Here is a 26,011-nt window from a genome sequence, read left to right on the forward strand (position 1 = left end):
GCATAACGAGAGCCCACTCCCGATCGGTAGAGTCGACTGTCAGTCGACTCGCCAGGTGCAGCCGACAGGTAGAGTCGACTGTCAGTCGACTCGCGAAGTGCAGCCGACAGGTAGAGTCGACTGTCAGTCGACTCGCGAAGTGCAGCCGACTAACAGTCGGCTCTACCAAAGCCAAAACCAAAGCCAAAGCCAGACCGAAGCCCAACGCCAAGTCATCGAACAGCAACGCCAGCGCGCCAGGCGCACCGCCCTGTGGGTCGGCGCCATCGCGGTGCTGGTCTACGTCGGTTTCATCCTCAGCGGGGTGATCGGCCGATGAGCGACGCACCGGCCACCGCGACCTCACGCAGCGCCGGGCTGCCGCGCCTGATCGGCGTGGCGGTGGCGGTGTTCCTGCTGACGTTCTCGCTGGTGCCGCTGTATCGCATCGCCTGCGAGAAGGTGTTCGGCGTGCGACTGGAGCGCGGCCCCGGCAGCGAAGCCAGTGCGGGTGCGGCGTCAGGCAAGCGCACCGTACGGGTGGAATTCGATGGCGGCGTCAACTCGCGCCTGCCGTGGTCGTTCCATCCCGAACAGCTGACCATGGACGTGGTGCCGGGCGAGCTCAACGAAGCGTTGTACTTCGCCCGCAACGACAGCCAGCAGGCGGTGGTCGGCAGTGCGGTGCCTTCGGTGGCGCCGGCGCGTGCCTCGGGCTTCTTCAGCAAGACCGAATGTTTCTGTTTCACCGCGCAGACGCTGCAGGCTGGCGAGAAGCGCGACATGCCGGTGCGTTTCATCGTCGATCCGGACCTGCCGCCGGAGATCAGGACGATCACCTTGTCCTACACCTTCTACCGCAACGACGCGTTGTCCGATCGGCTGGCTCCGGCCGCCACCTCGGAAGGCGCGCACGCCGCACCCTGACCCGGATACCGACATGGCCCAGACACCGACCGACGCCAACGTGTACTTCGTCCCGGCCCAGAGCAAATGGCCGTTCGTGGGTTCCATCGCGATGATGGTGACCATGGTGGGCGTGGCCAGCTGGCTCAACGATGCCAGCTGGGGACGCTGGACGTTCTACATCGGCATCGCGATGCTGGTGCTGACCCTGTTCTGGTGGTTCAGCGACGTGGTGCGCGAATCGCAGGCCGGCAACTACAACCACCAGGTCGATGGCTCGTTCCGGATGGGGATGATCTGGTTCATCTTCTCCGAGGTGATGTTCTTCGGCGCCTTCTTCGGCGCGCTGTTCTACACCCGCAACCTGGGCCTGTCGTGGCTCAGCGGCGAAGGCCGCGGGGTGATGACCAACGAACTGCTCTGGCAGGGCTATTCGGCAGGATGGCCGACCAATGGCCCGGCGGCGATCGGCGGTGCGTTCCAGACCATTCCGGCCTGGGGCCTGCCGCTGATCAACACGCTGATCCTGCTCACCTCCGGCGTGACCCTGACCATCGCCCACCATGCACTGAAGGCCGGCAACCGCCGCCAGCTGCTGATCTGGCTGGGCCTGACCGTGGTGCTCGGCCTCGGCTTCCTGACCCTGCAGGCGGAGGAGTACATCCACGCCTACAAGGAACTGAACCTGACGCTCGGCTCGGGCATCTATGGTTCGACGTTCTTCATGCTGACCGGCTTCCACGGCGCGCACGTGCTGCTGGGCACGATCATGCTGATCGTGATGTGGCTGCGTTCGGCCAAGGGACACTTCACCCGCGACAACCATTTCGGCTTCGAAGCCGCCGCGTGGTACTGGCACTTCGTCGACGTGGTGTGGCTGATGCTCTTCATGTTCGTCTACGTGCTTTGACCGCGCACGCATCGGTGGCCTCAGCCGCCGATGCCGTGCGGTTTGATCCAGCCCATGTAGATGCTCACGATCACCAGTACGATCAAGGCCACCGACACCCCGATGCGGCGTGTCAGTGCGTTGACCGTGCGCTTGGTCTGGCCGCGGTCGACCAGCAGGTAATACAGGCCGGCGCCCAGATTCCAGACGATGACGATCAGAAACGCGATTACCAGCAGGGTCTTCAGCGAATCACTCATGCGCGGCTCGAGGGCAGGGTGGATGTGCCTATCTGACCGCGTTTGCGTGGACTTGTCATGATGCGCCAGCACACGCGCGTGCTCGGATGGCTGCTGGCGGTGCTGGTAATGGCCGGTTTCACCGCATTGGGGCTGTGGCAGCTGCAGCGCATGCATGCCAAACAGGCAATGTTGGATGCACAGGGTCCAGCCGCAGCGCAGGTACTGTCGTTGGCGCAGGCGCTGGCAGCGCCCGGTGCGTTGCACGGCGTGGCCGATCACGGTCGCTTCCTGCCCGGCGTGGTGCTGCTCGACAACCAGACCCGGCATGGCCGCGCCGGGGTGAAGATCTATCGCCCGTTCCGCAGTGACGAGGGCAGCGTGCTGCTGGTCGATCTCGGCTGGCGTGCGCTGCCGCCGGATCGCACGTTGCCGGATGTGCCGGCGCCGCCTTCACCGGTGGCCGTGCGTGGGTTGCTGGCACCGCCGCCGTCGGCGGGACTGGCACTGGGCCCGGCGTTCTCCGCCACGGGGGAAGCGGACCGCTGGCTGGCCAGCCGGTTGCCGGCCGAAGGCCTGGCCCGCGCGCTGGGGGTGCAGTCACTTCCCGATCGTGTACTGCGCCTGGACCCTTCATTGCCCTTCGGTGACGAGCGCGACCTGGACCTGCTGCCGAACACCTTGCCGCCGCAGCGTCACCTGGGTTACGCCGTGCAGTGGTTTGGGCTGGCCCTGACCGTGCTGGTGGTGGCGCTGGTGCTGGAGTGGCGCAGGCGACGTGTTGCCCGGTAGTACCGGCCGCTGGCCGGCATCCCTCACCCAACCATGAGAAAATGCCCCGCATGAACACTGCTACGTCCCCGCAGGCGCGCGGCTCCGGCCGCCGGACCCTGGTGCTGCTGTTTGCCGTGTTCTTCGGGGCGATGGCACTGGCTGCCGTGCTGCGCTTCTCTGGCTGGCAACCGACCGGGCACCGCAATGCCGGCCAGCTGCTGAAGCCGCCGGTGGACCTGCGCCAGCAGGCGCCGACCCTGGCCAGCGGCCAGCCTTATCCGTGGAATCCCGAGGCCCGTACCTGGCGCCTGCTGGTGGCGCCGGCCGGAGTCTGCGACGCGCAGTGCGTCACTTTGTCGCAGGGACTGGGCAAGGTGTGGCAGCTGTTCGGCCATAACGCCGATAATGTCGAAATCCTGTGGCTGGGAACGCCACCGGCGTCGATCGCCTCGCTGCCCGCGCTGCGGCCGCTGGCACCGTCGCCAGCACTGCGCGCGGCCCTGCCCGGCGTCGACGATCCGGCTGGCCTGCCGGTCTACGTGATCGATCCGAACGGCTTCGTGATCATGCGCCATGCCCCCGGCAGTGACCTGGGGGGCCTGCGCAAGGACATGGCCACGTTGCTGAAACTGAAGTGAGTCCCGTTTGATGAGCCTTTCCGCGCGTCCGGCGCTGCACCGCAATTTCCACCGCCTGGCGTGGTTCGCCATGATCATGACCGCGAGCACGATCATGTTCGGCGCCTTCGTGCGCCTGTCCGATGCCGGGCTGAGCTGCCCGGACTGGCCCACCTGCTATGGGCAGGCCACCTGGCCGCAGCACGTGGAAGAAACCATCGGCCACCCGGCGGCGGAGATCCGCCCGCTGGAAACCCACAAGGCCTGGCGTGAGCAGGTGCACCGCTTCCTGGCCGGCGCGCTGGGCATCGAGATCCTGACCCTGGCGCTGCTGGCCACGCGCAGGCGGCGATTCGGAAGCACGGCGGTGGTGACCGCCTGCGTGCTGGTGGCCGCCGGCATACCGCTGTACATGATGGGCTGGCATGGCACCGCCAGCGCCTTGGCGCTGATAGGCGAGGCGATCCTGCTGATCGCCGCGCTGCGCTGGAGCAACATCGACCTGGCGCGCGCTGCCCTGCTGACCCTGGCGGTGGTGATCTTCCAGGCCCTGCTGGGCATGTGGACGGTCACCCTGCTGCTGAAACCCATCGTGGTGATGGGCCACCTGCTGGGCGGCATGCTGATGTTCGCGTTGCTGGTGTGGATGGCCTGGCGCGCCACGCACATGCCGATCACCCTGGCCGAGGCGCCGAAGCTGAAGTGGCTGCTGCGGATCGGCGTGGCCGTGCTGGTCACCCAGATCGCGCTGGGTGGTTGGGTCAGCGCCAACTACGCGGCGCTGGCCTGCGGCGGCGGCAGCGCCTCGCTGGACAACTTCCCGCGCTGCGCCAACCAGTGGTGGCCGCAGCACAACTTCGTCGAGGGCTTCACCCTGTGGCGCGGCATCGGCGTGGATTACGAAGGCGGCGTGCTGGATGGCGCTTCGCGTATCGCCATCCAGATGGCGCACCGCCTGTTCGCGGTGGTGGTGGCCGTCTACCTGCTGTGGCTGGGCGTTCGCCTGTTCCGCCTGCCGAGCATGCGTGGCTGGGCCAGTGCGCTGATCGTGCTGCTGGTGCTGCAGGTCACCCTCGGCATCCTCAATGTGAAGCTGGCGCTGCCGCTGGAAGTAGCGGTGGCCCACAACGGCGTGGCCGTTGCCCTGTTGTTCGTGCTGGTCAGCCTGCTGGCCCGCCTGCGTGCCCCGGACTGATTGCATGTTTTCCAATTATCGCCAGTACTGGGACCTGACCAAGCCCAAGGTCGTCGCCCTGATCGTCTTCACTGCCCTGGTCGGCATGGTCCTGGCCATCCCCGGCGTGCCCAGCTGGGAGCAGGTGCGCGCCGGCGTGCTCGGTTTCCTCGGCATCTGGCTGGCCGCATCGGCCGCCGCCGCCATCAACCAACTGCTGGATGCGCACATCGATGCGCAGATGGCGCGCACCTCGTGGCGTCCGCTGGTGGTGGGCAAGGTCAAGCCGTGGCAGGTGCTGGTGTTCGCCGGCGTGCTGATCGTGCTGTCGATGACCATCCTGGTGCTGTGGGTGAACCTGATCACCGCCGTGCTGACCTTCGCCTCGCTGATCGGCTACGCGGTGATCTACACCGTGTACCTGAAGCGTGCGACCTCGCAGAACATCGTCATCGGCGGCCTGGCCGGCGCGATGCCGCCGATGCTGGGCTGGGCCGCGGTGACCGGCATGCAGGGCTCGTCGGACTGGGCGTACTCGTCGCTGCTGGTGCTGATCATCTTCATCTGGACGCCGCCGCACTTCTGGGCGCTGGCGATCTTCCGCCGCGAGGACTACGCCAAGGCGGAAATCCCGATGCTGCCGGTGACCCATGGCGTGGTGCACACCCGCAAGCAGATCATGGTGTATTCGGTGGTGCTGGCGCTGGTCTGCCTGCTGCCGTACCTGGTGGGCATGAGCGGCGCGTTCTACCTGGGCGGCGCGATCGTGCTCAACGCGGTGTTCCTCTGGTACGCCTGGCGCATGCTGAACCCGCCGGACGAACTGTTCTCGATGAAGATGTTCTATTACTCCATCGTGTACCTGATGGCGCTGTTCGCCTTCCTGCTGGTCGACCACTGGATCCTGCCCTGGTTGTGACGGGCTGGTGCATCCACGCATGGCGTGGATCTACTCCAGATCACAGGCATCAGCCGAGCATGGGCTCGGCTCTACAGTAGATCCACGCCATGCGTGGATGTTTTCCCGCATCAGTCCGCGCGTCCAGTAGATCCACGCCATGCGTGGATGTTTTCCCGCATCAGCCCGCGCGTCCAGTAGATCCACGCCATGCGTGGATGTCTTCCAGGTCGGGTCAGGACTTGCGTCGCGCATACCGCTGCGCGATCACACCGCAGACGATCAGCTGGATCTGGTGGTAGATCATCACCGGCAGCACGATCGCGCCCAGGCTGCCACCAGCGAACAGCACCTTGGCGATCGGTACGCCCGTGGCCAGGCTCTTCTTCGAGCCGCAGAACACGATGGCGATCTCGTCCTCGCGGTTGAAGCGCAGGCGGCGGGCGATGAAGGTGATCAGCGGCATGGCGATGCCCAGCAGCACCGCGGCCACCACTGCCACGGCCAGCAACGACAGCAGCGGCGTCTTGCTCCACAAGCCCTCGGTGACCGCCTCGCCGAACGCTGAGTACACCACCAGCAGGATGGTGGCCTGGTCGGTGTAGCGCAACAGCGCGCGCTGCCGCTCCACCCAGCCGGCAATCCACGGCCGGAGCAGGTGGCCGGCCACGAACGGCACCAGCAGCTGCAGCATGATGCCGCCGATCGCGTGCAGCGGGTCGTGCACGCCGCCGGAGGTGCCGGCCAGCGCGGTCAAAAGCAGCGGGGTCAGGAACACGCCGAGGATGCTCGACAGCGAGGCGCTGCATACGGCGGCCGGCACATTGCCGCGGGCCATCGAGGTGAACGCGATGGACGACTGCACGGTGGACGGCAGGGTGCACAGGAACAGCACGCCCAGGTACAGCTCAGGCGTCAGCAGCCAGCCCGACAACGGCTTGAACATCAGCCCCAGCAGCGGGAACAGGATGAAGGTGCAGGCCAGGATGGTCAGGTGCAGCCGCCAGTGCAGCATGCCGCCGATGATCGACTCGCGCGGCAGGCGCGCGCCATGCAGGAAGAACAACGCCGCGATGGCGACCGTGGTGACATCGTCGAGGACGATGGCGGCGGCGCCCTTCATCGGCAGCAGGGAGGCCAGGCCGACGGTGCACAGCAGGGCGAGGGTGAAGTTGTCCGGTCGCAGGCGCGACCACCAGCGGGTCATGGTGGGCAGAGTCCTTGGTGCGGTGGAGTCAGGGCGAAATGGATGGCGTGGCCAGGCGCTGGCGGGTGGCGGCTTCCAGCGACTTCAGGCCGGCACGCTGGCCGAGCTGCAGCGCATGTTCCGGGCTGGCGTGTTCGTAACGTGCATTGACCAGGCCGAGCACGGCACCGGCACGGTTGCCGGAGGCGCAGTGCAGCAGCACCGGTCCCTGGCTTTGCCGCAGGGCCTGATGCACGGCGCGCACATTGGCCGCATCCAATCCCTCGGCGCCGGCCACCGGAATGCGCACATAGCGCAGGCCCAGCGATTCGGCCACGTGGGTTTCATCGAAACCCCGGTCCTCGCCAGGCTGGCGCAGGTCGATCACCGTGCGTACGCCCTGTGCGGCCAGTTCGCGCAGTTGTGCGGCACTGGGCTGGCCGCCGGCATACAGGCCTGGGCGGACTTCATTGAGCGGGGTATCCGCGGCCAGGACGGCCAGCGGCAGGCAGAGCGACAACAACAGCAGGCAGGTCAGGCGCAGCAGCATGGTCCTCTCCGTGAAAGCGTTCTGCCCCTCTACAGGCGCAGCCCGGCGCGGGCCTTCAGCAGCTCGCGCAGTTCGTATTTGTCAGTATCGTCCAGACCCTGCTGGCGCTGCTTTGCCAACAACTCCTCCAGACGTTGCACCAGCAGCTGTTTCTCCAGCTGGGCCACCGCGTCATGCAGTTCCTGGGTCCAGCTGGCCTCGGTGCCGGGCAGTGTCTGTGCCGCCAGTGTATGCAGCGAGGCCTGTTCTTCGCGGCCATCGAAATGCTCCAGCAGGGCGCCGGTGCTGATGTCCGGGCGCTGTTCAACCAGCCCCAGCAGCTCCAGCAGCAGCTCCACGCCGGGCAGACGCAGGCCCTGGAAGTGATGCTTGCCGCCCAGGGTCAGGGCAAGCGAGGGCTGTTGCAGCAGCACGGCGATCGCGCCGCGCACCAGGCTGCGCTTGGCCACCGGCTGGATCGTGCGCGAGGGCTGGCGCTGTGGCATCGGCGCGCGCGTGGCGGCAGCATTGCCACCACCCAGACCGGTCAGCTGGCCCAGCTGCTGCTTCATCAGGTCGCCGAAGGCGCCGTCGGGAATCTGCGCCAGCATCGGCTTTGCGCGTTCGGCCAGGCGCGCCTTGCCATCCAGCGTGCCCAGGTTGATCTCGCGGGTCAGTTCGTCGAAGAAGAACTGCGACAGCGGCGTGGCCTGCTTCAGGCGTTCGTTGAAGGCCTCGGCGCCTTCCTTGCGCACGATGGTGTCCGGGTCCTCACCATCGGGCAGGAACAGGAAGAAGGCCTGGCGGCCATCCTTCATGCGCGGCAGCACCGACTCCAGCGCCTTCCAGCCGGCGCGGCGGCCGGCGGCGTCGCCGTCGAAGCAGAAGAACACGTCCGGCGCGTTGCGGAACAACAGCTCGGCATGGTCCGGCGTGGTCGCCGTGCCCAGCGTCGCCACCGCCTGTGTGACGCCGAACTGGAACAGCGAGACCACGTCCATGTAACCCTCGACCACGATCAAGCGCTCGATCTTCTGGTTGGCCTGGCGCACCTGCCACAGGCCGTACAGTTCGCGGCCCTTGTGGAACAGCGCGGTCTCGGGCGAGTTGAGGTACTTGGGGCCGTCGTCCTTCTCGAACACGCGGCCACCGAAGGCGATCACCCGGCCACGGCGGTCGAAGATCGGGAACATCACCCGGTCGCGGAACTTGTCGTAGACGTGGCCGCGGTCGTTCTTGGAGAACAGGCCGGCGCGGTCGAGCAGTTTCATGCGCCGCTCGTCCTTGCCCAGCGCATCGCGCAGCCCGCTGTACCCATCGGGCGCATAGCCGATCTGGAAGCGTGCGCGGTTCTCTTCGTCCACGCCGCGGCCGTCGAGGTAGCTGCGCGCCTTCTCGCTGCCTTCCAGGTTCTTCTGGAAGAACTTGGTAGCGGCGTCCAGAGCGGAGTACAGCTCGCGGCTGTCGTCCTGCTGCTGCGGGCTGCGCGGATTCTCGTTGCGCGGCACTTCCATGCCGGCGCGCTTGGCCAGTTCATCCACCGCGTCGAGAAACTCGAGGCGGTCGTAGTTCATCAGGAAGCTGATCGCGGTGCCGTGCGCGCCACAGCCGAAGCAGTGATAGAACTGCTTGGTGGGCGAGACCGTGAACGAGGCCGAGCGCTCGTCATGGAACGGGCAACGCGCTGCGTACTCCTTGCCCTGGCGCTTCAACGGCACGCGGCTGCCCACCACCTCGACAATGTCGGTGCGGGCGAGCAGATCGTCGATGAACGCGTCGGGGATACGGGCCATGGGCAACAGGGCAGGGCGCGGCCGCCAGGGCGCGCAGCAGGGGGCGGCGGATTCCCCCTAGTTTACTCGCTGGCGACGTCCGGGCCGGCCTGTTCCGCATCGACCCCGGCCTTGGTCAGCTGCGCCCGCGCATGCAGGCGCTCGTCGATCACTGCGGTCATCAGCGCACCGACGAAGAACACGGCGGTGGCGTAGTAGATCCACACCAGTGCGATCACCAGCGCGCCCATCGAGCCATAGGCGCTGCCCGGTGCCACGGTGGCGATGTAGACGCCGATGCCGTAGCGGCCCAGGGTGAACAGCACCGAGGTGATGGCGCCGCCGATGAAGGCCTGGCGCCAGGCCACGCGGCGGTCCGGCAGGTAGTGGTAGAGGAAGGCGAAGGCCAGCGTGTAGAGCAGCAGCGAGGTCAGGTAGCCGATCGCCGGCAGCACCGAGGGCAGCTGCGCGAACACCACCTGCAGTGCAGTGGTGGCGGTCATCGAGAGGATCAGCAGGAAGCCCAGTGCCAGCACCACGCCGAAGGAGAACACGCGCTTGCGCAGCCAGGCCTTGACGCCTTCCAGGCGCTGGCCGCTGGTATGGAAGATCCGGTTCAGCGCGTTCTGCAGCTGGGCGAACACGGCGGTGGCACCCACGAACAGCAGCAGCGTGCTCCACAGCCCGGCCAGCGAACCGACGCTGGGCTGGCTGTTGGCGTTGTGCAGCACGGTGTCGGCGACGCTGGCCACGCTGCTGCCGGCCACCGAGCCGATCTGGCTGATCAGCGTCTGCTGCGCCGGTGGGTACAGCGAAGCGGTCAGCCACAGCAGCAGCACCAGCAGCGGTGCCATCGACAGCAGGGCGTAGAAGGAGACCGAGGCGGCCTGGGTCAGCACGTCGATTTCGACGAAGCGCTTGGCGACCGCCATCGGGAAGCTGTCCTGCAGGTGGTCAGCATAGTGGCGAAGCCGTGCGGGAATACCGTGGCGACGCGTGTCGGTGGGGGCGTTGGATTGCTCGACCATGGGGGTGTTGTAACAGCCGGCGGTCGAAGGAGCGGTGAAGCGGGTGCATCAATGGGGTCAGAGCCCTTCCGCGATGCGAAAGGGATCCGACCCCGGCAATGGCTTACGCCAGCAGCTGCTTGACCAGCTTGGACACCAGGCCCATGTCGGCCTGGCCGGCGAGCTTGGGCTTCAGCGAACCCATCAGCTTGCCCATGTCGGCCGGGCCGGAAGCACCGGTCTCGGCAACGGCGGCCTGGATGGCGGCCACGATCTCGGCTTCGCCCATCTTGGCCGGCAGGTAGGCTTCGATGACCACGATCTCGGCGCGCTCGATCTCGGCCAGGTCTTCGCGGTTGGCGGCTTCGTACTGGCTGACCGAGTCCTTGCGCTGCTTGACCATCTTGTCGAGCACGGCGATCACGGCGGTATCGTCCAGTTCGATGCGCTCGTCCACTTCGCGCTGCTTGATGGCGGCGTTGATCAGGCGGATCACGCCCAGCTTGTGCTTCTCGCCCGCCTTCATGGCGGCCTTCATGTCGTCGGTGAGCTGCTGCTTCATGCTCATGAGGAACCTCGTGGTGGTAGGTGGGGCGGGGCGGATGCCCGAACCCGGAAACGCAAAAAGCCGGCGACGCTCGCGCGTGCCGGCTTCGGCTCCATCGCGACAGGCAAGCCTGCCGCAATGAAGATGCGTCCGATCAGTACAGGCGCTGACGCTTGGTGACGTCGCGCGACGAGCGGCGCAGCTGACGCTTCACAGCAGCGGCGGCCTTGCGCTTGCGCTCCTGGGTCGGCTTTTCGTAGAACTCGCGCTTGCGGGTTTCGGCCAGCACACCGGCCTTTTCGCAAGTGCGCTTGAAGCGGCGAAGAGCAAACTCGAAGGGCTCGTTCTCGCGGACTTTGACGCTGGGCATGGAATCTCCGGGACACAGTAGAACCGGGTCACGCCCGGCGAGCCGCACATTATAGCGGCGAATAGACAAACTGCAAGCGGCCAACCCTGAATACGGGCCGGAAGTTCGAAAGCAGTGAGATCTGCACATCCCCCGAGGGGGCGGCAGGGGCGTCATAATAGCAGGCATGCGAGTCCTTGGCATCGAATCTTCCTGTGATGAGACCGGCGTGGCGGTGTATGACACCGACCTGGCCGGCAGCGCGGCCCTGCGCGCCCATGCGGTCTACAGCCAGATCGCCCTGCATGCCGAGTATGGCGGTGTAGTGCCCGAGCTGGCCAGCCGCGACCACGTCCGCAAGCTGCTGCCGCTGGTGCGCCAGACCCTGGCCGAGGCCGGCCTCGGCGTGGGCGACATCGACGGGGTGGCCTACACGGCCGGTCCCGGCCTGGTCGGCGCGCTGCTGGTGGGCGCCGGCGTGGCCCGATCGCTGGCCTGGGCGCTGGAGGTGCCGGCGGTGGGCGTACACCATATGGAAGGCCACCTGCTGGCCCCGCTGATGGAAGACGATCCGCCGGAAGCGCCGTTCGTGGCACTGCTGGTGTCCGGCGGCCATACCCAGCTGGTGGCCGTGGACGCCATCGGTCAGTACCGCCTGCTGGGCGAGACCCTGGACGATGCGGCAGGCGAGGCCTTCGACAAGACTGCCAAGCTGATGGGCCTGCCGTACCCGGGTGGCCCGCAGCTGGCCAGGCTGGCCGAGCAGGGCACGCCGGGCGCGTACCGCTTCGCGCGGCCGATGACCGACCGCCCCGGGCTGGATTTCAGCTTCTCCGGCCTGAAGACCCAGGTCCTGATGGCCTGGCGCGACAGCGACCAGAGCGAGCAGACACGCGCCGACATCGCCCGTGGCTTTGAAGATGCCGTGGTCGAGACCCTGTCGATCAAGTGCGAGCGCGCGCTGGAAGCGGCCGGCACCAATGTGATCGTGGTGGCCGGCGGCGTCGGCGCCAACAAGCGCCTGCGCGCGCGCCTGCAGCAGATGGCCGAGCGTCTCGGCGGCCGTGCCTGCTTCCCGCGTCCCGCACTGTGCACCGACAACGGCGCGATGATCGCCTTCGCCGGCGCACTGCGCCTGCAGGCCGGCCAGCACAGCCCACCGAAGGTGGACGTGACCCCGCGTTGGGACATGGCGACCCTGCCGGCGGTGTGATCCGGTAGCGCCGGGCCACGCCCGGCGAACGCATTACCGACGCCCTGCCAACGGCGACGCCGCCAGCACGGTCGTCGCCCGCTCATGGCGCTGCAGCCAGCCCAGGGTGTGCGGGCACCGTGCATGGATCAGCCGCCCGATGGCGGCGAGGTCAGCGCCGATGTCTCGTTCTAGGATGGGTTCGTGGTGCGCGATGCGGTTGCGCAGGTGGCGGATGCGGTCGAGGTCGGCGTGGATGGACTTCCTGATGACGCTGGGATGAGCCGCGGGCGCATGGCGCAGCACCTGGCCAAGTGCGGGTATCCACAGCGTGGCGTCGAAACGGCAGGTGAAGAGCTGCTGCCAGAAAACCATCGGCAGGTTGGCGACGATCTCGGATGTCTGTGTTGCGCGATGGGCGGCCTGCTCCAGTGCGCTTCTCGCCGAGGTGGATGAAGCGGCAGGCAGCCTGCGTCGCAAGGCATCATTCCATGGCCATCGCGGACCGTGTTGTCGGGCCAGTACCGATGCCGCCGCGTTGCGAACAACCACTTCGCACAGGTGCACCGGCATCATCAGCGCACCGCACATCCGCATGTTCCACACGTACAGCGACTCGGCAGTGACGTCAGGTCTGCAGGTTGATGCGATTCTCTCGTAGGTCGACAGTCGCTCCGCCGACAACGCGCGCCTCAATGCATCGTATGCAGCCATCGTGATGTGCGCTGGTGAAGGGAAGAGGGATGTTGCCGAGGGGCCGAGCCAGCCACCATCATGAAACATCCTTGTGTACGTGGGCTGTTTCCCGCGTTTCGGCCGGGGCGGGAACGCGGATCTGCGTTGTCGTGATTGGCCTTGACCGGCCATTGGGTCACTGACTAGTCTGGGCACCTGCGCCACCGGGATTCGCGGCTTGAGAAAGCTCCCCCCGGGGACAAACGGTAGTACCAAAGGGCCCCGCTAGCAGGGCCCTTTGTCTTTTCCGGGCCCGCGCCACGTGGGACGCCTACCGCCCGTTCCGGGCAGGCTCACCGCCGTGCCGTTACCATGGTGGCTGTATTCCGGCTGGTAACCGCAATGGACAAGGTTTTCATCGAGGGGCTGACGATCGACGCCCTGATCGGTATCTACGATTGGGAACGACGGATCCGCCAGGACCTGGTGTTCGACCTGGAAATGGGCTTCGACAACCGTCGCCCCGCGGCTACCGATGACATCGCCCACACCCTGAACTACAAGGCGGTGAGCAAGCGCCTGGAGCAGTTCGTGCGTGAATCGGAGTTCGGCCTGGTCGAGACGCTGGCCGAGCGTTGCGCGCAGATCGTGCTGGACGAGTTCGAGGTGAAATGGCTGCGCCTGAAGCTGAGCAAGCCCGGTGCGGTGCGCGGCGCGCGTGCGGTGGGCGTGATCATCGAACGCACGCGCGACTGACCCGGTAAACCCGGCCGCCGGCCGGCAACCTCATCAACAATAATCAAGGAGACAACGGATGGTGGACGCGGTGGTGGCGGTACAGTGGCTGGAAAAGCTGCAGAACACACTGGAACCCTATCCCGGCGCCTACCTGGCGTTGATGATCACGGCGCTGCTGATCGCCGCCGGCCTGGCCAACTGGGTCACCAAGCGCATCCTGCTGCGCGGGCTGCGGCGCCTGCTCAGCCGCCTGCCGGGTGCCGATACCGGCCGCGGCAGCCACCTGATGCGGGTGATCTCGCGCCTGTCCAATGTGGTGCCCAGCCAGGTGATCGCCTCGGGCATCCGCATCGTGCCGGACCTGCCGCCGGGGCTGGTGAGCTTCATCATCGGCGCCTGCCAGGCCTGGGCGATCCTGACCGTGGTGCTGGCCATCTCGCATGCGCTGGATGCGGCCAACGACCTGTATGAGCGTCGCCCCGAAGCACGCAACAAGCCGATCAAGGGCTACCTGCAGGTCGCCAAGATCGTCATCTTCGTGATCGCCGGCCTGTCGATCGTTGCCACCCTGGCGGGTGTCGACCTGCGCTATCTGGTCACCGGCCTCGGCGCGGCCACCGCAGTGCTGATGCTGATCTTCCAGGACACCATCCTGTCGCTGGTGGCCAGCGTGCAGATCAGCGGCGATGGCCGCGTGCGCATCGGCGACTGGATCGAGATGCCCAGCCAGAACGCCGACGGTGATGTCATCGACATCGCGCTGCACACCGTCACCGTGCAGAACTTCGACAAGACCATCACCACCATCCCGACCAAGAAGCTGGTGACCGAGTCGTTCAAGAACTGGCGCGGCATGCAGGAAGCCGGTGGCCGCCGCATCAAGCGCGCGCTGTACCTGGACCAGCACAGCGTCGGCTTCCTGGATGAGGGTGACCTGGCCTTCCTCGGCCAGTTCGCGCTGCTGCGCGACTACCTGCAGGACAAGGAACAGGAGCTGGGGCAGTGGAACGGGCGCCTGCGCGAGCAGGGCGTGGCCGAGGTCAACAGCCGCCGGGTGACCAACCTGGGTACCTTCCGTGCCTATGTGGAGCGTTACCTGCGCAGCCACCCGGGCATCCATACCGACATGACCCTGCTGGTACGGCAGTTGCAGCCGACCACCGAGGGCCTGCCGCTGGAGCTGTACTGCTTCACCCGCAGCACCGCCTGGGGCGAGTACGAGGCGGTGCAGTCGGACATCTTCGACCACCTGCTGGCGATCCTGCCGGCCTTCGGCCTGCGCGTGTTCCAGGCCTCCAGCGATGCCATGTTGATGGCCGGGCAGCGCCAGCTGGCCGGCTCGGAGTAAGCTGCGATGCCTCCGGCCGGACCGTACGGATCCGGCTGGAGATTGAAACTGAATGACGAAACCCCTCGCCAAATGGCTCCGGATCGCTAGAATGCCGGGCTTGTAAACGTTTTCATCAAGGACTGCTGGTGGCCTCCGATCGCATCGAATCCCTCATTGCCCAGATGACCGTCGAGGAAAAGGTCGGCCAGCTGGGTGTCTTCGCGGACATGGTCCGCCCGTTCGCCCCGGACGTGAACCCGGAAGCCAACGTGCGCAATGCCGACCAGGTGCTGCAGCAGGTGCGCGAGGGCAAGGTCGGCTCGCTGTTCAACGGTGTCGGCGCCGAACTGGGCCGCCGTATCCAGCAGGTCGCCACCGAGGAAAGCCGCCTGGGCATCCCGGTGATCCTGGCCGCCGACGTCATCCACGGCATGCGCACCGTGTTCCCGATCCCGCTGGGCGAGGCCGCCAGCTTCGAGCCGGACCTGGCCGAGCGCACCGCCCGCGCCACCGCCATCGAGGCCACCGCCGCCGGCCTGCACTGGACCTACGCACCGGCCGTGGATATCGCCCGCGACCAGCGCTGGGGCCGTGGCGCCGAAGGTGCCGGTGAGGACGTGGTGCTGGGCTGTGCGTTCGCCGCCGCCCGTGTGCGCGGCTTCCAGGGCAACGACCTGCGCGCCGCCGATTCGCTGCTGGCCACGCCCAAGCATTTCGCCGCCTATGGCGCGGTGATGGCCGGCATGGAATACAACATGGTGGACATCTCGCCGCAGACCCTGCGCGACGTGCACCTGCCGCCGTTCAAGGCCGCCTTCGACGCCGGCGCGATCACCGTGATGTCCTCGTTCAACGACATCAACGGCGTGCCGGCCAGCGCCAATGCCGAACTGCTGACCGACATCCTGCGCGGTGAGTGGAAGTTCCCGGGCGTGGTGATCTCCGACTACACCGCCGACATGGAACTGGTGGCGCACGGCTATGCCGCCGACGACCGCGATGCGACCGCCAAGGCGTTCACCGCCGGCCTGGACCTGAGCATGCAGAGCGGCTTCTACGCCGAGCACCTGCCGGGCCTGGTCGAGAGCGGCGAAGTGCCGATGGCGGTGCTGGATGAAGGCGTGCGCCGCATCCTGTGGCTGAAGGAAACCATCGGCCTCTTCGACGACCCGTACCGTTCGCTGGACCCGGCGCGCGAAGCCGATACCTCGCACATTGCCGCCCATGACGAATTGTCGCGCGACGCCGCGCGTCGTTCGATCGTGCTGCTGAACAACCGCGACAACGTGCTGCCGCTGCAGAAGAACGGGCAGAAGATCGCGCTGATCGGCCCGTTCGTGCAGGACCGCGAGAACATCGAAGGCTGCTGGACCCTGTTCGGCGACAAGCAGCGCTATGTCGACCTGGAAACCGGTGTGCGTGCCGCCATCGGCGATGAAGCGCTGCTGGAGATCGTGCCCGGCTGTGATCTGGAAACCGCGATTCCGGGCGGCACCGAAGCGGCCGTGGCCGCCGCGCTGCGCGCCGACGTGGTGGTGCTGGCGCTGGGCGAACCGCAGCGCTACAGCGGTGAAGCGCAGTCGCGCGTGGAGATCACCCTGCCGCCGGCCCAGCAGGCACTGGCCGAGGCGGTGGCGATGACCGGCAAGCCGCTGGTGGTGCTGCTGCGCAACGGCCGTGCGCTGGCACTGCAGGGCGCGGTGCGCAACGCGCACGCGGTGGCCGTCACCTGGTACCTGGGCACGCAGACCGGCCATGCCGTGGCCGATGTGCTGTTCGGCGACTACAGCCCGTCCGGCCGCCTGCCGGTCAGCTTCCCGCAGGTGTCCGGCCAGCAGCCGTACTTCTACAACCACCCGCGCACCGGCCGCCCGGAACTGCCGACCATGTCGGAGTTCAAGGCACGCTGGCGCGAGATTCCGAACGAGCCGCTGTACCCGTTCGGCCACGGCATCGGCTACACCACCTTCGCCTACGGCGTACCGCAGCTGAGTGCGGCGCAGCTCGGCTGGGATGACACCCTGACCCTCACCACCACGCTGACCAACAGCGGCGACGTGGCCGGCGAGGAAGTGGTGCAGCTGTACATCCATGACCGCGTGGCCAGCCGCGTGCGTCCGGTGCGTGAACTGAAGGACTTCCGCAAGGTGGCACTGCAGCCGGGCGAGTCGACCGACGTGGTGTTCACTTTGACCCGCGAGCAGCTGGCGTTCACCGGCCGCGATGGCGTGCTGCGTGCCGAGCCGGGTGTGTTCGACGTGTGGGTCTGCGCCTCGTCGGCCGCCGGTGAAGCGGTGCAGTTCGAGCTGCTGAAGGACTGATTGAGACCCCATCCACGCATGGCGTGGATCTAGTGCAAGCGGTAGCGCCGGGCCATGCCCGGCGTTGCTGCGCTCACATTGCACGAACACGCCGGGCGTGGCCCGGCGCTACCATCGGGCTCCCTGTTTCGATGGAGTGCGCGCATGCGCCGGATGGCCTACCTGATTCCCGCCCTGTTGCTGGCGGCCTGTTCGCAGCCGGCGGCGCCACCGGCCGAGCCTGCGGCGGATGCACCGCCGCCGATGGAGGCCAGCGCCCCGGCAACGCCTGCGGCATCTGCCACTGAACCCGCTGCTTCGGCACCGGCCGTGCCCGAAGCGGAAGCGCCCGCCGAAGACGCTCGCGCGCGCATCGAGTCGCTGCTTGGCGATGCAGCGCAGTACGAAAAGGTCTTCAACGCGTTCAAGACCGCCGTGGTCGGTGGTGACCGCGCTGCCGTGGTGGAGGAAGTGCGCTTCCCGCTGAACATCGCAGACGGAAAGAAGATCACCGGCCCCGGTGAGTTCCAGCGCAACTACGAGAAGATCATCACCCCGGCGGTGGTCAAGGCGGTGTCCGAGCAGGACTTCGGCAAGGTGTTCGTCAACCAGCAGGGCGTGATGATTGGCAGCGGCCAGGTGTGGTTGAACGGGCAGTGCCTGGACCAGGCCTGCACGCAGACCGAGGTGAAGGTCATCACCATCCAGTGAACGCAGACGGCCCCGCGTGCGGGGCCGTCTGGCAAGGGTAGTGCCGGCCGCTGGCCGGCAACCGCAGGGTGCATGAAGGATCCAAGGTGCCGGCCAGCGGCCGGCACTACCGGTCATCAGGTCTTCGGGGTGAGCTTCAGCAGGCGCGCCTTGCTGCCGTCTTCCAGCAGCCACAGGGCGCCATCCGGGCCCTGTTCCACTTCGCGGATGCGCTCGCCCATGTTGAAGCGTTCGGCTTCGCGCGCGCTGTCGCCATCAAAGGCCACGCGCACCAGCGAGGTCGACGACAGCCCACCGATGAAGCCGCTGCCCTTCCACTGCGGGAACAGGCTGCCGCTGTAGATCACGAAGCCGGCCGGCGAGATCACCGGTGTCCAGGTCACCTTGGGCGCGGCGAATTCCGGGCGGGTATCGTGGTCGGGAATGGGACGGCCGTCGTAGTGGTCGCCGTTGGAGACGATCGGGTAACCGTAGTTGGCACCGCGCACGATCAGGTTCAGTTCGTCGCCGCCAGCCGGGCCCATTTCATGCGCCCACAGCTTGCCGTTGGCGTCGAAGGCCATGCCGAGGATGTTGCGGTGGCCCAGTGACCACACCTGCGCGGCCACGCCGCCCTGCGAGGCGAACGGGTTGTCGGCGGGCAGGCTGCCATCATCGTTGAGGCGGATGATCTTGCCGAGGTTGCCGCCCATGTCCTGCGCCGGATCGAACTTCTGGCGCTCGCTGGAGCTGATCCACAGCTTGCCGTCCGGGCCGAAGGCGAGGCGATGGCCGTAGTGGCCCTCACCGCTGACCTTCGGGCTCTGCCGCCAGATCACCTTCAGGTCCTTCAGCTGGCCGGCACCGTTGGCATCCAGCGCCAGCGTGGCACGGGCCACGGCAGCGCCGCGGGTGTCCAGCGTGCCTTCCTCGGCATAGCTGAGGTAGATCACGTGGTTGCTCGCGAATTGCGGGTGCAGGATCACGTCACCGAAGCCGCCCTGGCCGCCGTAAGCGACCTTCGGAACGCCGGTGATCTCATGCTTCTGGCCGCTGGCCAGGTCCAGGTGCTGCAGCTTGCCGCGCTTTTCGGTGACCAGCAGGCTGCCATCGGGCAGGAAGGTCATCGCCCACGGCTGGTCGAAACGGCTGACTTCAGTGGCGGTGAACGGACGCTGGTCGACGGCGGTGGAGGCTGCGGGCGCGGCGGCCTGGGCGCCATTGGCGGCCGGGTCGGCGGCATTGCAGGCAGAGGTGGCGAGGATCGGCACCAGGCCGAGGGCGAGCAGCAGGGGGGAGCGGGTCATGGGTATCTCCAGGGCGGGGATGCGGATGGCCGGGCTGTCCCTTGTATACCACTGGAGGCGTGATCGTCGTGGCCCGAAGGTCCTGCGCCCCCCTGTGCGACGGCGGCGGGATCGTCTAGGGTGGGCACGCCCGGGCAAAGCGTGCCCGTCTGCCTGCCAAGGATCTGCAATGAACACTGCCATGCCCCACAAGCCGTCCACCGCCTTCATCGCCGCCTCGTGGGTGGCCCTGCTGCTGGGCGCGGCGGCCTACCTGATCGGCCTGTTCAACGCCGCCACGATGGCGCTCAACGAAAAGGGCTATTACCTGACCCTGCTGCTGTTCGGCCTGTTCGCGGCGGTGTCGCTTCAGAAAAGTGTGCGTGACCGCGTCGAGGGTATTCCGGTGAGCGCGCTGTACTACGCGCTGTGCTGGTTCGCGTTGCTGTCGGCGCTGATGCTGCTGCTGGTCGGCCTGTGGAACGCCACCCTGGCGTCGAGCGAGAAGGGCTTCTACGGCATGGCCTACGCGCTGTCGCTGTTCGGTGCAGTGGCGGTGCAGAAGAACACCCGCGACCTGATCGCCGCCGGTGGTGGTGAGAGCAAGCGCAGCGCCGTCGTGCCACCGCTGCCGGAACAGGAGTGATTCTGTAGAGCCGAGCCAATGCTCGGCTCAGTCGAGCATGGCTCGACTCTACAGACGTGGTGCGAGAGCCGAGCGTGGGCTCGGCTCTACAAAAGCACGGCGCTATCGCTTCAACCGCGGATCCGCCAGCTGTGCATCTTCCCAGCCACGGCGCGCCGCATTGCGTGCCTGCGCCCATTCCAGCCGGCTGCGGCCACGCTCGCTGGCCCAGCGCGACTCCAGTTCAGCTTCGACCTGTTCGTAGGCGCGGATCATGTCCTGCGCACGCGCGGCGTGGCCGATGCGGTAGGCCGGCTCGTAGTCCTCGAAGAACAACTGGTCTTCATAGTAGGGCTCGGCCGTGTAGCGTTCGCGCCAGTAGTTGCTGACCGCATCGCGCGGCGTGCTGTCGTCCGGTACGCGGCCGGGGATCTGGTACTCGGTCATGGAAGGCTCCGTTGTGGACGAAGCCTGATCGTGCCTGCGTGGCGGTTAACGGCCCGGTCCGGCAGCGTGATCGCCAGATCAATCCGCCGGGCATGGCCCGGCGCTACCGGTCACCCGGCGTCGGTATCCTTGCGCGGCAGCTTGTAGATCACCGCGCCGATGGCGAACGCCACCAGCGCCGCTGCAATGTTCTGCCAGCTGGCACTGGCGAACAGCGCCAGGCACAGCAGCAGCGCCAGTACCGGAATCAGCGGACCACCGGGTAGTTTCAGTGCACCGGGCCGGTCCGCGTAGCGCTTGGCCAGCACCAGCACCGCAGCCGCCGTACCGATGTAGGCGAACAGGCGCGTAGTCATCGACAGCAGCGCCAGCTGCACGAACGAACCAGACAGGGCCAGGCCCAGCGCGATCAGGCCTTGGCACAGGATCGACGCGGCCGGCGTGTGGAAGCGTGGATGCACCTGCGCCAGGATCTTCGGGCCGTAGCCATCGCGGGCCAGCGCGAACAGGAAGCGCGGGCCCATCATCATCGTGTTGCTGTTGGTGCCGAGGATGGAGATGGTGGCGCCGACGGTCAGGATCAGCGCCAGCGCCTCGCCACCGAAGCCGGCGGCGGCATCGGCCAGCGGCGTTGCCGAGCTGGCCAGGCCGGCCAGCGTGCCTTGTGCCACCACCTGCACCGCGCCGTAGATGACGGTGACGGTGATGATCATGGTGATCAGCGCGAATGGAATATCACGGCGCGGATTGCGGTATTCGCCGGCCGCGGCCGGAATGTTCTCGAAACCGGCGTAGGCGTACAGCAGCAGGAGCGCGGCTTCCCCCATGCGCTGCAGGTCATGCGGGTCCGGGCGCTGGCCGGAGAACGCCAGCTGCGGGTCGATGTAGAACGCACCGATGGCCACGAACAGCAGCAGCGGCAGCATCTTGCCGATCACCAGCACCACGCCGGTCCGCGCGGCCGAGCGCACGCCGATGATGTTGACGCCGGTCAGGAAGCCCAGCGACACCACGATGATCGCGATGCGCCCCATGCCGGCACCGGCCCATGGCCAGAAGCGCGCGACCGCATCGGCCAGCGCATTGCTCAATGCGGCCGCCGAGCTGATGCGGGTCAGCCAGATCATCCAGCCGATCTCGAATCCGGCGAAGCGTCCGAACGCCTCGCGGGCATACAGGTAGCTGCCACCGGGTTCATCGAAGTAGCTGGCGGCCTGCGCGTAGCACAGCACCAGCAGGGCGACCACGATGCCGGCGGCGACCACGCCCCACAGGCTGAACGGGCCGAGCAGGGCGACGGTGGCGGCCGGCAGCAGGTAGATGCCGCTGCCGATCACATCGTTGATCGACAGGCCGACGATCTGCCAGCGGCTGACCGCGCGTTGCAGCTGCGGTTCGTCCTGCGTGCTCAACGGGCGTCTCCGCTCAGTAGTGCGGGCAGCTGCCACTGGGCCTGCAGGCGCTTGTACTCGGCACGCGGCAGCAGCACGAAGCGCGGCGCATCCTGCGGCCGCAACCAGTCCAGCAGGGCCTGCATGCGCGCCTGCGGCATGGCGGTGCAGCCGGCCGTGGCCTCGCCGGGCTGGCGCCACAGATGGGCGAAGATGCAGCTGCCCTTGCCGGGCTGGTTGTCCGGATTGTGGGCGATCACGAAGCCTTCCCGGTAGCGCACGTCGCCCTTGTTGTGCAGGTCCAGCCGCATGGGCTCGGTGGAGCCCTTGATCGCTGCACTGCCGACTTTCCTTTCATCGACGATGCGGTTGTAGAACGGCGAGCCAGGCACGTCCATGCAGTAGCTGCTTTCGAGCATCGGCTGGTAGGCCATGGCCGTGCCTGGGCGTGTGACGGCATAGCCGAACGCGCTGCCGAGCGCGAACACGCCCGCAGGGCTGCGGCCATCGCCTTCCTGTTTCTGCGGGCCCTGGGCCTGCGCCGGGTGCAGGCCCAGGCCCCACGCACTGCCGGTGCGGCCGAGCGCCACCGGGAACGCCTGTCCATGCGCATGCCAGCCCTTGCCATCGCGCACATAGGCCTGCAGCTGGCCCTGGGTGCTGTCCCAGCCTTCACTGGTGACCACGATCAGCTGGCGCGCACCCTCCAGCGGCGAGGCGTGGACGGACACCGCTGCAGCAAGCAGCAGCGCAGCGGTAGCGAGACGGACCAGCGATTTCATCAACAGGTGCTCCGGTCAGGAATCCAGCAGGTGGTCGATCCGCTCCAGGTTCACCGCCAGCTGCTGCTGGCGGTCCGGATTGGCGTGGCAGAGCAGCACGAACAGGAAATCGAGCAGGGCATGCATGGCGCTACGGTACAGCAGCTGCGCGACCTGCGGCGTGCGATCGTGCGCACACACCACCAGCGCCGCATCGGCATGCGCGCGCAGTGGGTTGGCGGTGTGGCGGGTGATGGAAATCACCTTGCCACCCATGTCCTGGAACTGGCGCGACAGCTGCGAAAGCTGCGGCAGGTTGCCGAATTCGGAGAACACCAGCAGCGCATCGCCGGGGCGCGCGGCCGACAGGTTGGCCAGCATCAGGATCGGGTCGGTATGCGGCACCACCAGCAGGCCGAGCAGTGACAGCCGCATGGCGAACTCGCGGGCGAACAGGCCATCATCACCCAGGCCATGGACGAACAGCTTGGGCGCGCCGTCGAGCAGCTGCACGATGCGCTCGATCTCTTCGCGCGGGTTGGCCTGGCGGGTTTCCTCTTCGGCCTGCGCCTTGCTGCGACGCAGGGCGTCGCCCAGGCGCAGGTAGTCATCGCCGCTGTCGGGTTCGCTGGGTGCCTGCTGCGGATCGGCGCCAGCACGGGCGACATCCTGGCCGATGGAGTACTTCAGGTCCGGGTAGCCCTTGAAGCCGAGCTTCTGGCTGAACTTCACCACGCTGGACTGGCTGATGCCGAGCGCACTGGCCAGCTGCTGGGACGAGTAGTCGCGCAGCAGGTGGGCGTTGTCGAGGATGAAGTCGGCAATGCGACGTTCGATGGCCGACATCTGCCCGCGCTCGGTTCGGATTTTCAGCAGGGGCGGCATGCGGGGTGTCCGGGCATGTGTAGGCGCGTTGCGGTTGACAGCGTAGAGCGTGCCATGGAATGGGTCGGGCGGGTTCCAGCCGCGAAGAGGTTACGGAGTGCAGTTGTTGCCTTTGACGTTGAGTCCGCCTTCAAGCGCAGGGCACCGACGTGCGCAGCACGTCGGCTCGCGGGCGGCGGAGCGTTTCTTTTGGTTACTTTTCTTTTCGCGAAAAGAAAAGTAACGCCCGACCAGGCGTCAGTCACCCATGGTCCCTGTAGAGTCGAGCCATGCTCGACTGATCGGTTCAACCCAGCATCTCCAGCCCGCGCACTTCGGTGATGCCCAGCCCCGGCACGTCGCTGATGCTGATCTCCGATTCGTTGAAATGCACGCCGCCGCTGACCGGGTCGAACTGGCCCAGCGACGGGCCGTCCAGGTCGACCTTGGTGATCACATCGCTCTTGGCCACCGCCAGGTGAACGGCGGCGGCCACGCTGATGCTCGATTCGATCATGCAGCCGATCATGCACGGCACGCCGTAGATGCCGGCGACGTCGGCAATGCGTATCGCATTGGACAGGCCGCCGGTCTTCATCAGCTTGATGTTGATGATGTCGGCCGCGCGCTGCTGGATCAGGTCCATCACCTGGCTGGGGCTGAACACGCTCTCGTCGGCCATCACCGGCGTGTTGACGCGGTCGGTGACGTACTTCAGGCCGCTGATGTCGGCCGCCTTCACCGGTTGCTCCAGCAATTCCAGCACTACACCGGCCTCTTCCAGCGTGCGCATCGCATGCACCGCCTGCTTGGCGGTCCAGCCCTGGTTGGCGTCCAGGCGCAGCAGGGCACGGCCTTCCACGGCGGCGTGGATCGCCTTGACCCGCTCGATGTCCAGGCCGATGTCCTTGCCGACCTTGATCTTCAGCGACTCGAAGCCGCGGTCGATCGCCGACAGTGAATCGGCCACCATCTTGTCGATGTAGTCCACGCTGATGGTGATGTCGGTGGTGATCACCGGGTCGCCGCCACCGAGCATCTGGTACAGCGGCGCCCCGTGCAGCTGCGCCCACAGGTCGTACAGCGCGATCTCCACCGCGGCCTTGGCGCTGGTGTTGCGCTCCATCGCGGTCTGCACCAGGCCGCACAGGCGGTTGAGGTTGACCACGTCCTGGCCGATCAGGCGCGGCGCGATGAAGTGGCGGATCGCTTCGATGATCGAGCCGTGCGTATCACCGGTGATCACTGCGGTGGCGGGGGCTTCGCCGTAGCCGGTGTGGCCGGTGTCGGTGCGGATCAGTACGACCACGTCTTCCACGGTCTCCACCGTGCGCAGGGCGGTCTTGAACGGCGTCTTCAGCGGCACGCGCAGCATGCCCAGTTCGATGGCAGTGATCTTCATTCAGGAGTCTTGGCGCGCAGGCGCTGGATGTTGGTGATGCGGTCGATGTAGCGGACGGTATCGCTGGCCATCATCGGCTCCAGCGGCGTGACCGAGACACCATTGAGGTGGGCCTGTACGCGCTTGCCGTCAGCACCGGACCAGCTGCCGCCCGCGGTATCGTGGATGACCCAGGTGCGGCCGTCGACGTGGCCGATGGCCATCATCACGTGGCCGGGGATGTAGACCAGGTCGCCCACCTGCAGATCGGTGACCGCACGGTCGCGCGTGGCCTTGCCAACCTTGTCGGTGAAGGGCAGGCGGTCCAGCGCAGGGCTGATCGCCTGTGCGCTGGTATTGCGCGGCAGCAGCACGCCGAAGCTGCGGTAGATCTCGGAAACGAAACCGCTGCAGTCGCGCGTGTCGTAGTCGTGGCCCCAACCGTAGCGCTCGCCCAGGAACTTGAAGGCCTGCTGCAGCAACAGGCGCGGGGTCAGTGGCAGGTAGTCGGCGGCGGTGTCCTGCGAGCGCGGCAGCAGCGCCGGTACCAGCTTCAGGCGGCCATCGGTTTCGCGCACCGGCAGCTGCACGACCCACGAGGCATGCGCCTGCTGGCCGTTCACAGGTTCGGCGGCGGGCCAGTCGGCCAGCACCGGCAGGCGCACGCCCATGTCCAGCTGCAGGCGCGAGACGCGCGGTTCCTCCGGGGTGTAGGCGGTCTGTGCGGTGGCGCCGGTGACGATGCGGTACGGGCCCTTCGTGCCGTAGCCGAGCACCGTGGCCTTGTCGCCGCTGGCGATGGCGTCGGCTTCGATCCACGCGCTGTAGCGCTCGCTGTGCACGAACAGCCAATGGCCATCGGTACTGCGATGGACCACGGCAACCTTGTCACCGGGGAACAGTGCCGATTCCTGGAAGCGGTCGATGTCGGTGTCACTTGTAGTGCTGAAGACGCGCTCGCGGGTGGGGAAGGTGCGCAGCGCGGCACGCTTCACCACCAGCCCGTAGGCCGGTGTCACCTGCGCGGGAATCGCATCGAGGCCGAGGTTGGCCTGGATGCCGCTGCGTAGCGCCGGGGCGATGGCCTGGCCCTTCTCGTTGAACAGTGCACGCTCGGGCCAGCGCGACAATGCGCTGATGCTGGCGCGTACCTGCGCGGCATCGAGCTGTGCGGGCAGCGAAGCGATGTCCTGGATGTGGCTGTCCTGCGCCCGCATCCGCGCGTTCTGCGCGTCGATCTGCGCGCGGTCGAGGATCGGCGCATCGGCATTGTCCAGGCGTGCGGCCCAGTACTGCGGTGTCAGGTAGGCCTCGTGCAGGCCAACCACATAGGGCAGCGGCGCGCCGGGGTCAGGTGCCGGTGCCGCCTGTGCGAAGGCCGGTGCGGCCAGCAGGCACAGGGCCAGGGTCAACCGGCGCGGCCACTGCCGGTCCGGTGCGCGGGAAGCCAGGATCATGCGCTGCA

Annotated in this window: 28 protein-coding genes; 13 read left to right on the top strand and 15 right to left on the bottom strand. The window is 67.1% G+C overall.

The window, feature by feature from the left end:
* The first annotated feature begins 139 nt into the window (after window positions 1-139).
* From ACZK29_RS01845 to ACZK29_RS01855, 3 genes are read left to right on the top strand one after another with little or no spacing between them, the layout of a single operon-like run.
* The gene (locus ACZK29_RS01845) at window positions 140-319 is read left to right on the top strand and encodes a hypothetical protein (protein ID WP_478446569.1); all 180 of its coding nucleotides are present in this window, start codon (window positions 140-142) and stop codon (window positions 317-319) included.
* Window positions 316-906 carry a cytochrome c oxidase assembly protein gene (locus tag ACZK29_RS01850; RefSeq protein ID WP_019336368.1) on the top strand — a complete coding sequence of 197 codons (591 nt, stop codon included), beginning with the start codon at window positions 316-318 and terminating at the stop codon, window positions 904-906. The genes ACZK29_RS01845 and ACZK29_RS01850 overlap by 4 nt, the downstream gene beginning before the upstream one ends.
* A 13-nt stretch (window positions 907-919) precedes the next feature.
* Entirely contained in the window at window positions 920-1,795 is an 876-nt protein-coding gene (locus ACZK29_RS01855; RefSeq protein ID WP_005412024.1) for a cytochrome c oxidase subunit 3, read from the top strand.
* Between the two features lie 20 nt (window positions 1,796-1,815).
* Here the strand turns inward: ACZK29_RS01855 and ACZK29_RS01860 are convergent, their stop codons facing one another.
* On the bottom strand, window positions 1,816-2,034 hold the full coding sequence (locus ACZK29_RS01860; RefSeq protein ID WP_010484233.1) for a twin transmembrane helix small protein: 219 nt from the start codon (window positions 2,032-2,034) through the stop codon (window positions 1,816-1,818).
* 57 nt (window positions 2,035-2,091) lie between these two features.
* Here ACZK29_RS01860 and ACZK29_RS01865 point away from each other — a divergent pair, with 57 nt between their 5' ends.
* Genes ACZK29_RS01865 through cyoE form a run of 4 tightly spaced genes read left to right on the top strand, consistent with a single transcriptional unit; the run spans window position 2,092 to window position 5,497 of the window.
* Complete coding sequence (locus ACZK29_RS01865) at window positions 2,092-2,805, top strand: SURF1 family protein (RefSeq protein ID WP_111204429.1); 714 nt, start codon at window positions 2,092-2,094, stop codon at window positions 2,803-2,805.
* Between the two features lie 50 nt (window positions 2,806-2,855).
* Window positions 2,856-3,425: a hypothetical protein gene (locus ACZK29_RS01870; protein WP_026347289.1), complete on the top strand. Its 570-nt coding sequence runs from the start codon at window positions 2,856-2,858 to the stop codon at window positions 3,423-3,425.
* A 10-nt stretch (window positions 3,426-3,435) separates the two neighbouring features.
* A complete protein-coding gene (locus ACZK29_RS01875; protein WP_111204431.1) occupies window positions 3,436-4,599 on the top strand; it encodes a COX15/CtaA family protein in 1,164 nt (387 codons plus the stop codon).
* A 4-nt stretch (window positions 4,600-4,603) separates the two neighbouring features.
* Window positions 4,604-5,497, top strand: coding sequence for a heme o synthase (gene cyoE, locus ACZK29_RS01880; protein ID WP_005407798.1), 894 nt, complete (start codon window positions 4,604-4,606; stop codon window positions 5,495-5,497).
* A 214-nt stretch (window positions 5,498-5,711) separates the two neighbouring features.
* Here cyoE and ACZK29_RS01885 read toward each other — a convergent pair whose 3' ends face one another.
* From ACZK29_RS01885 to rpsU, 6 genes are all read right to left on the bottom strand, one after another.
* On the bottom strand, window positions 5,712-6,683 hold the full coding sequence (locus ACZK29_RS01885; protein WP_106549714.1) for a bile acid:sodium symporter family protein: 972 nt from the start codon (window positions 6,681-6,683) through the stop codon (window positions 5,712-5,714).
* A gap of 28 nt (window positions 6,684-6,711) precedes the next feature.
* Window positions 6,712-7,212, bottom strand: a complete 501-nt coding sequence (locus ACZK29_RS01890) for a protein tyrosine phosphatase family protein (RefSeq protein WP_478446570.1) — start codon at window positions 7,210-7,212, stop codon at window positions 6,712-6,714.
* A gap of 29 nt (window positions 7,213-7,241) precedes the next feature.
* Window positions 7,242-8,984 carry a DNA primase gene (dnaG, locus tag ACZK29_RS01895; protein ID WP_106549716.1) on the bottom strand — a complete coding sequence of 581 codons (1,743 nt, stop codon included), beginning with the start codon at window positions 8,982-8,984 and terminating at the stop codon, window positions 7,242-7,244.
* Window positions 8,985-9,046: 62 nt separating this feature from the next.
* Window positions 9,047-9,991: a YihY/virulence factor BrkB family protein gene (locus ACZK29_RS01900; RefSeq protein ID WP_478446571.1), complete on the bottom strand. Its 945-nt coding sequence runs from the start codon at window positions 9,989-9,991 to the stop codon at window positions 9,047-9,049.
* 103 nt (window positions 9,992-10,094) lie between these two features.
* On the bottom strand, window positions 10,095-10,538 hold the full coding sequence (locus ACZK29_RS01905; RefSeq protein WP_478446572.1) for a GatB/YqeY domain-containing protein: 444 nt from the start codon (window positions 10,536-10,538) through the stop codon (window positions 10,095-10,097).
* A 133-nt stretch (window positions 10,539-10,671) separates the two neighbouring features.
* A complete protein-coding gene (gene rpsU / locus ACZK29_RS01910; RefSeq protein WP_002808376.1) occupies window positions 10,672-10,887 on the bottom strand; it encodes a 30S ribosomal protein S21 in 216 nt (71 codons plus the stop codon).
* Between the two features lie 166 nt (window positions 10,888-11,053).
* On the opposite strand from rpsU, the gene tsaD reads away from it, so the two are divergent.
* A complete protein-coding gene (gene tsaD, locus ACZK29_RS01915) occupies window positions 11,054-12,079 on the top strand; it encodes a tRNA (adenosine(37)-N6)-threonylcarbamoyltransferase complex transferase subunit TsaD (protein ID WP_049426946.1) in 1,026 nt (341 codons plus the stop codon).
* 33 nt (window positions 12,080-12,112) lie between these two features.
* Here the strand turns inward: tsaD and ACZK29_RS01920 are convergent, their stop codons facing one another.
* Window positions 12,113-12,772: a hypothetical protein gene (locus ACZK29_RS01920; protein WP_478446573.1), complete on the bottom strand. Its 660-nt coding sequence runs from the start codon at window positions 12,770-12,772 to the stop codon at window positions 12,113-12,115.
* A 363-nt stretch (window positions 12,773-13,135) separates the two neighbouring features.
* Between ACZK29_RS01920 and folB the strand changes: the two genes are divergently transcribed.
* The 4 genes from folB to ACZK29_RS01940 all read left to right on the top strand — a co-directional run bounded on the left by folB (window position 13,136) and on the right by ACZK29_RS01940 (window position 17,812).
* Window positions 13,136-13,489 (top strand): dihydroneopterin aldolase, encoded by a 354-nt coding sequence (gene folB, locus ACZK29_RS01925; RefSeq protein WP_049465349.1) that lies wholly within the window; start codon window positions 13,136-13,138, stop codon window positions 13,487-13,489.
* Between the two features lie 58 nt (window positions 13,490-13,547).
* A complete protein-coding gene (locus ACZK29_RS01930; protein ID WP_478446574.1) occupies window positions 13,548-14,819 on the top strand; it encodes a mechanosensitive ion channel family protein in 1,272 nt (423 codons plus the stop codon).
* A 128-nt stretch (window positions 14,820-14,947) separates the two neighbouring features.
* Complete coding sequence (locus ACZK29_RS01935) at window positions 14,948-17,122, top strand: glycoside hydrolase family 3 N-terminal domain-containing protein (RefSeq protein ID WP_478446575.1); 2,175 nt, start codon at window positions 14,948-14,950, stop codon at window positions 17,120-17,122.
* Window positions 17,123-17,266: 144 nt separating this feature from the next.
* Window positions 17,267-17,812, top strand: a complete 546-nt coding sequence (locus tag ACZK29_RS01940) for a hypothetical protein (RefSeq protein ID WP_478446576.1) — start codon at window positions 17,267-17,269, stop codon at window positions 17,810-17,812.
* Between the two features lie 116 nt (window positions 17,813-17,928).
* Here ACZK29_RS01940 and ACZK29_RS01945 read toward each other — a convergent pair whose 3' ends face one another.
* Window positions 17,929-19,098, bottom strand: a complete 1,170-nt coding sequence (locus ACZK29_RS01945; protein WP_478446577.1) for a PQQ-dependent sugar dehydrogenase — start codon at window positions 19,096-19,098, stop codon at window positions 17,929-17,931.
* Window positions 19,099-19,267: 169 nt separating this feature from the next.
* Here ACZK29_RS01945 and yiaA point away from each other — a divergent pair, with 169 nt between their 5' ends.
* The gene (gene yiaA, locus ACZK29_RS01950; protein ID WP_049426932.1) at window positions 19,268-19,723 is read left to right on the top strand and encodes an inner membrane protein YiaA; all 456 of its coding nucleotides are present in this window, start codon (window positions 19,268-19,270) and stop codon (window positions 19,721-19,723) included.
* Between the two features lie 102 nt (window positions 19,724-19,825).
* Here yiaA and ACZK29_RS01955 read toward each other — a convergent pair whose 3' ends face one another.
* The 6 genes from ACZK29_RS01955 to ACZK29_RS01980 form a co-directional block, all read right to left on the bottom strand.
* Complete coding sequence (locus tag ACZK29_RS01955) at window positions 19,826-20,149, bottom strand: hypothetical protein (protein ID WP_478446578.1); 324 nt, start codon at window positions 20,147-20,149, stop codon at window positions 19,826-19,828.
* 110 nt (window positions 20,150-20,259) lie between these two features.
* Window positions 20,260-21,561 carry an APC family permease gene (locus ACZK29_RS01960; protein ID WP_295546375.1) on the bottom strand — a complete coding sequence of 434 codons (1,302 nt, stop codon included), beginning with the start codon at window positions 21,559-21,561 and terminating at the stop codon, window positions 20,260-20,262.
* Window positions 21,558-22,322: a L,D-transpeptidase family protein gene (locus ACZK29_RS01965; protein ID WP_478446579.1), complete on the bottom strand. Its 765-nt coding sequence runs from the start codon at window positions 22,320-22,322 to the stop codon at window positions 21,558-21,560. The genes ACZK29_RS01960 and ACZK29_RS01965 overlap by 4 nt, the downstream gene beginning before the upstream one ends.
* A gap of 15 nt (window positions 22,323-22,337) precedes the next feature.
* Window positions 22,338-23,186, bottom strand: coding sequence for a MurR/RpiR family transcriptional regulator (locus ACZK29_RS01970; protein ID WP_478446580.1), 849 nt, complete (start codon window positions 23,184-23,186; stop codon window positions 22,338-22,340).
* A 286-nt stretch (window positions 23,187-23,472) separates the two neighbouring features.
* Entirely contained in the window at window positions 23,473-24,567 is a 1,095-nt protein-coding gene (locus ACZK29_RS01975; protein WP_111204244.1) for a dipeptide epimerase, read from the bottom strand.
* The gene (locus ACZK29_RS01980; RefSeq protein ID WP_478446581.1) at window positions 24,564-26,003 is read right to left on the bottom strand and encodes an SH3 domain-containing protein; all 1,440 of its coding nucleotides are present in this window, start codon (window positions 26,001-26,003) and stop codon (window positions 24,564-24,566) included. Before ACZK29_RS01980 ends, ACZK29_RS01975 begins: the two co-directional genes overlap by 4 nt.
* Window positions 26,004-26,011 lie beyond the last annotated feature (8 nt).

Source organism: Stenotrophomonas sp. 89682_Sma (assembly GCF_056481405.1).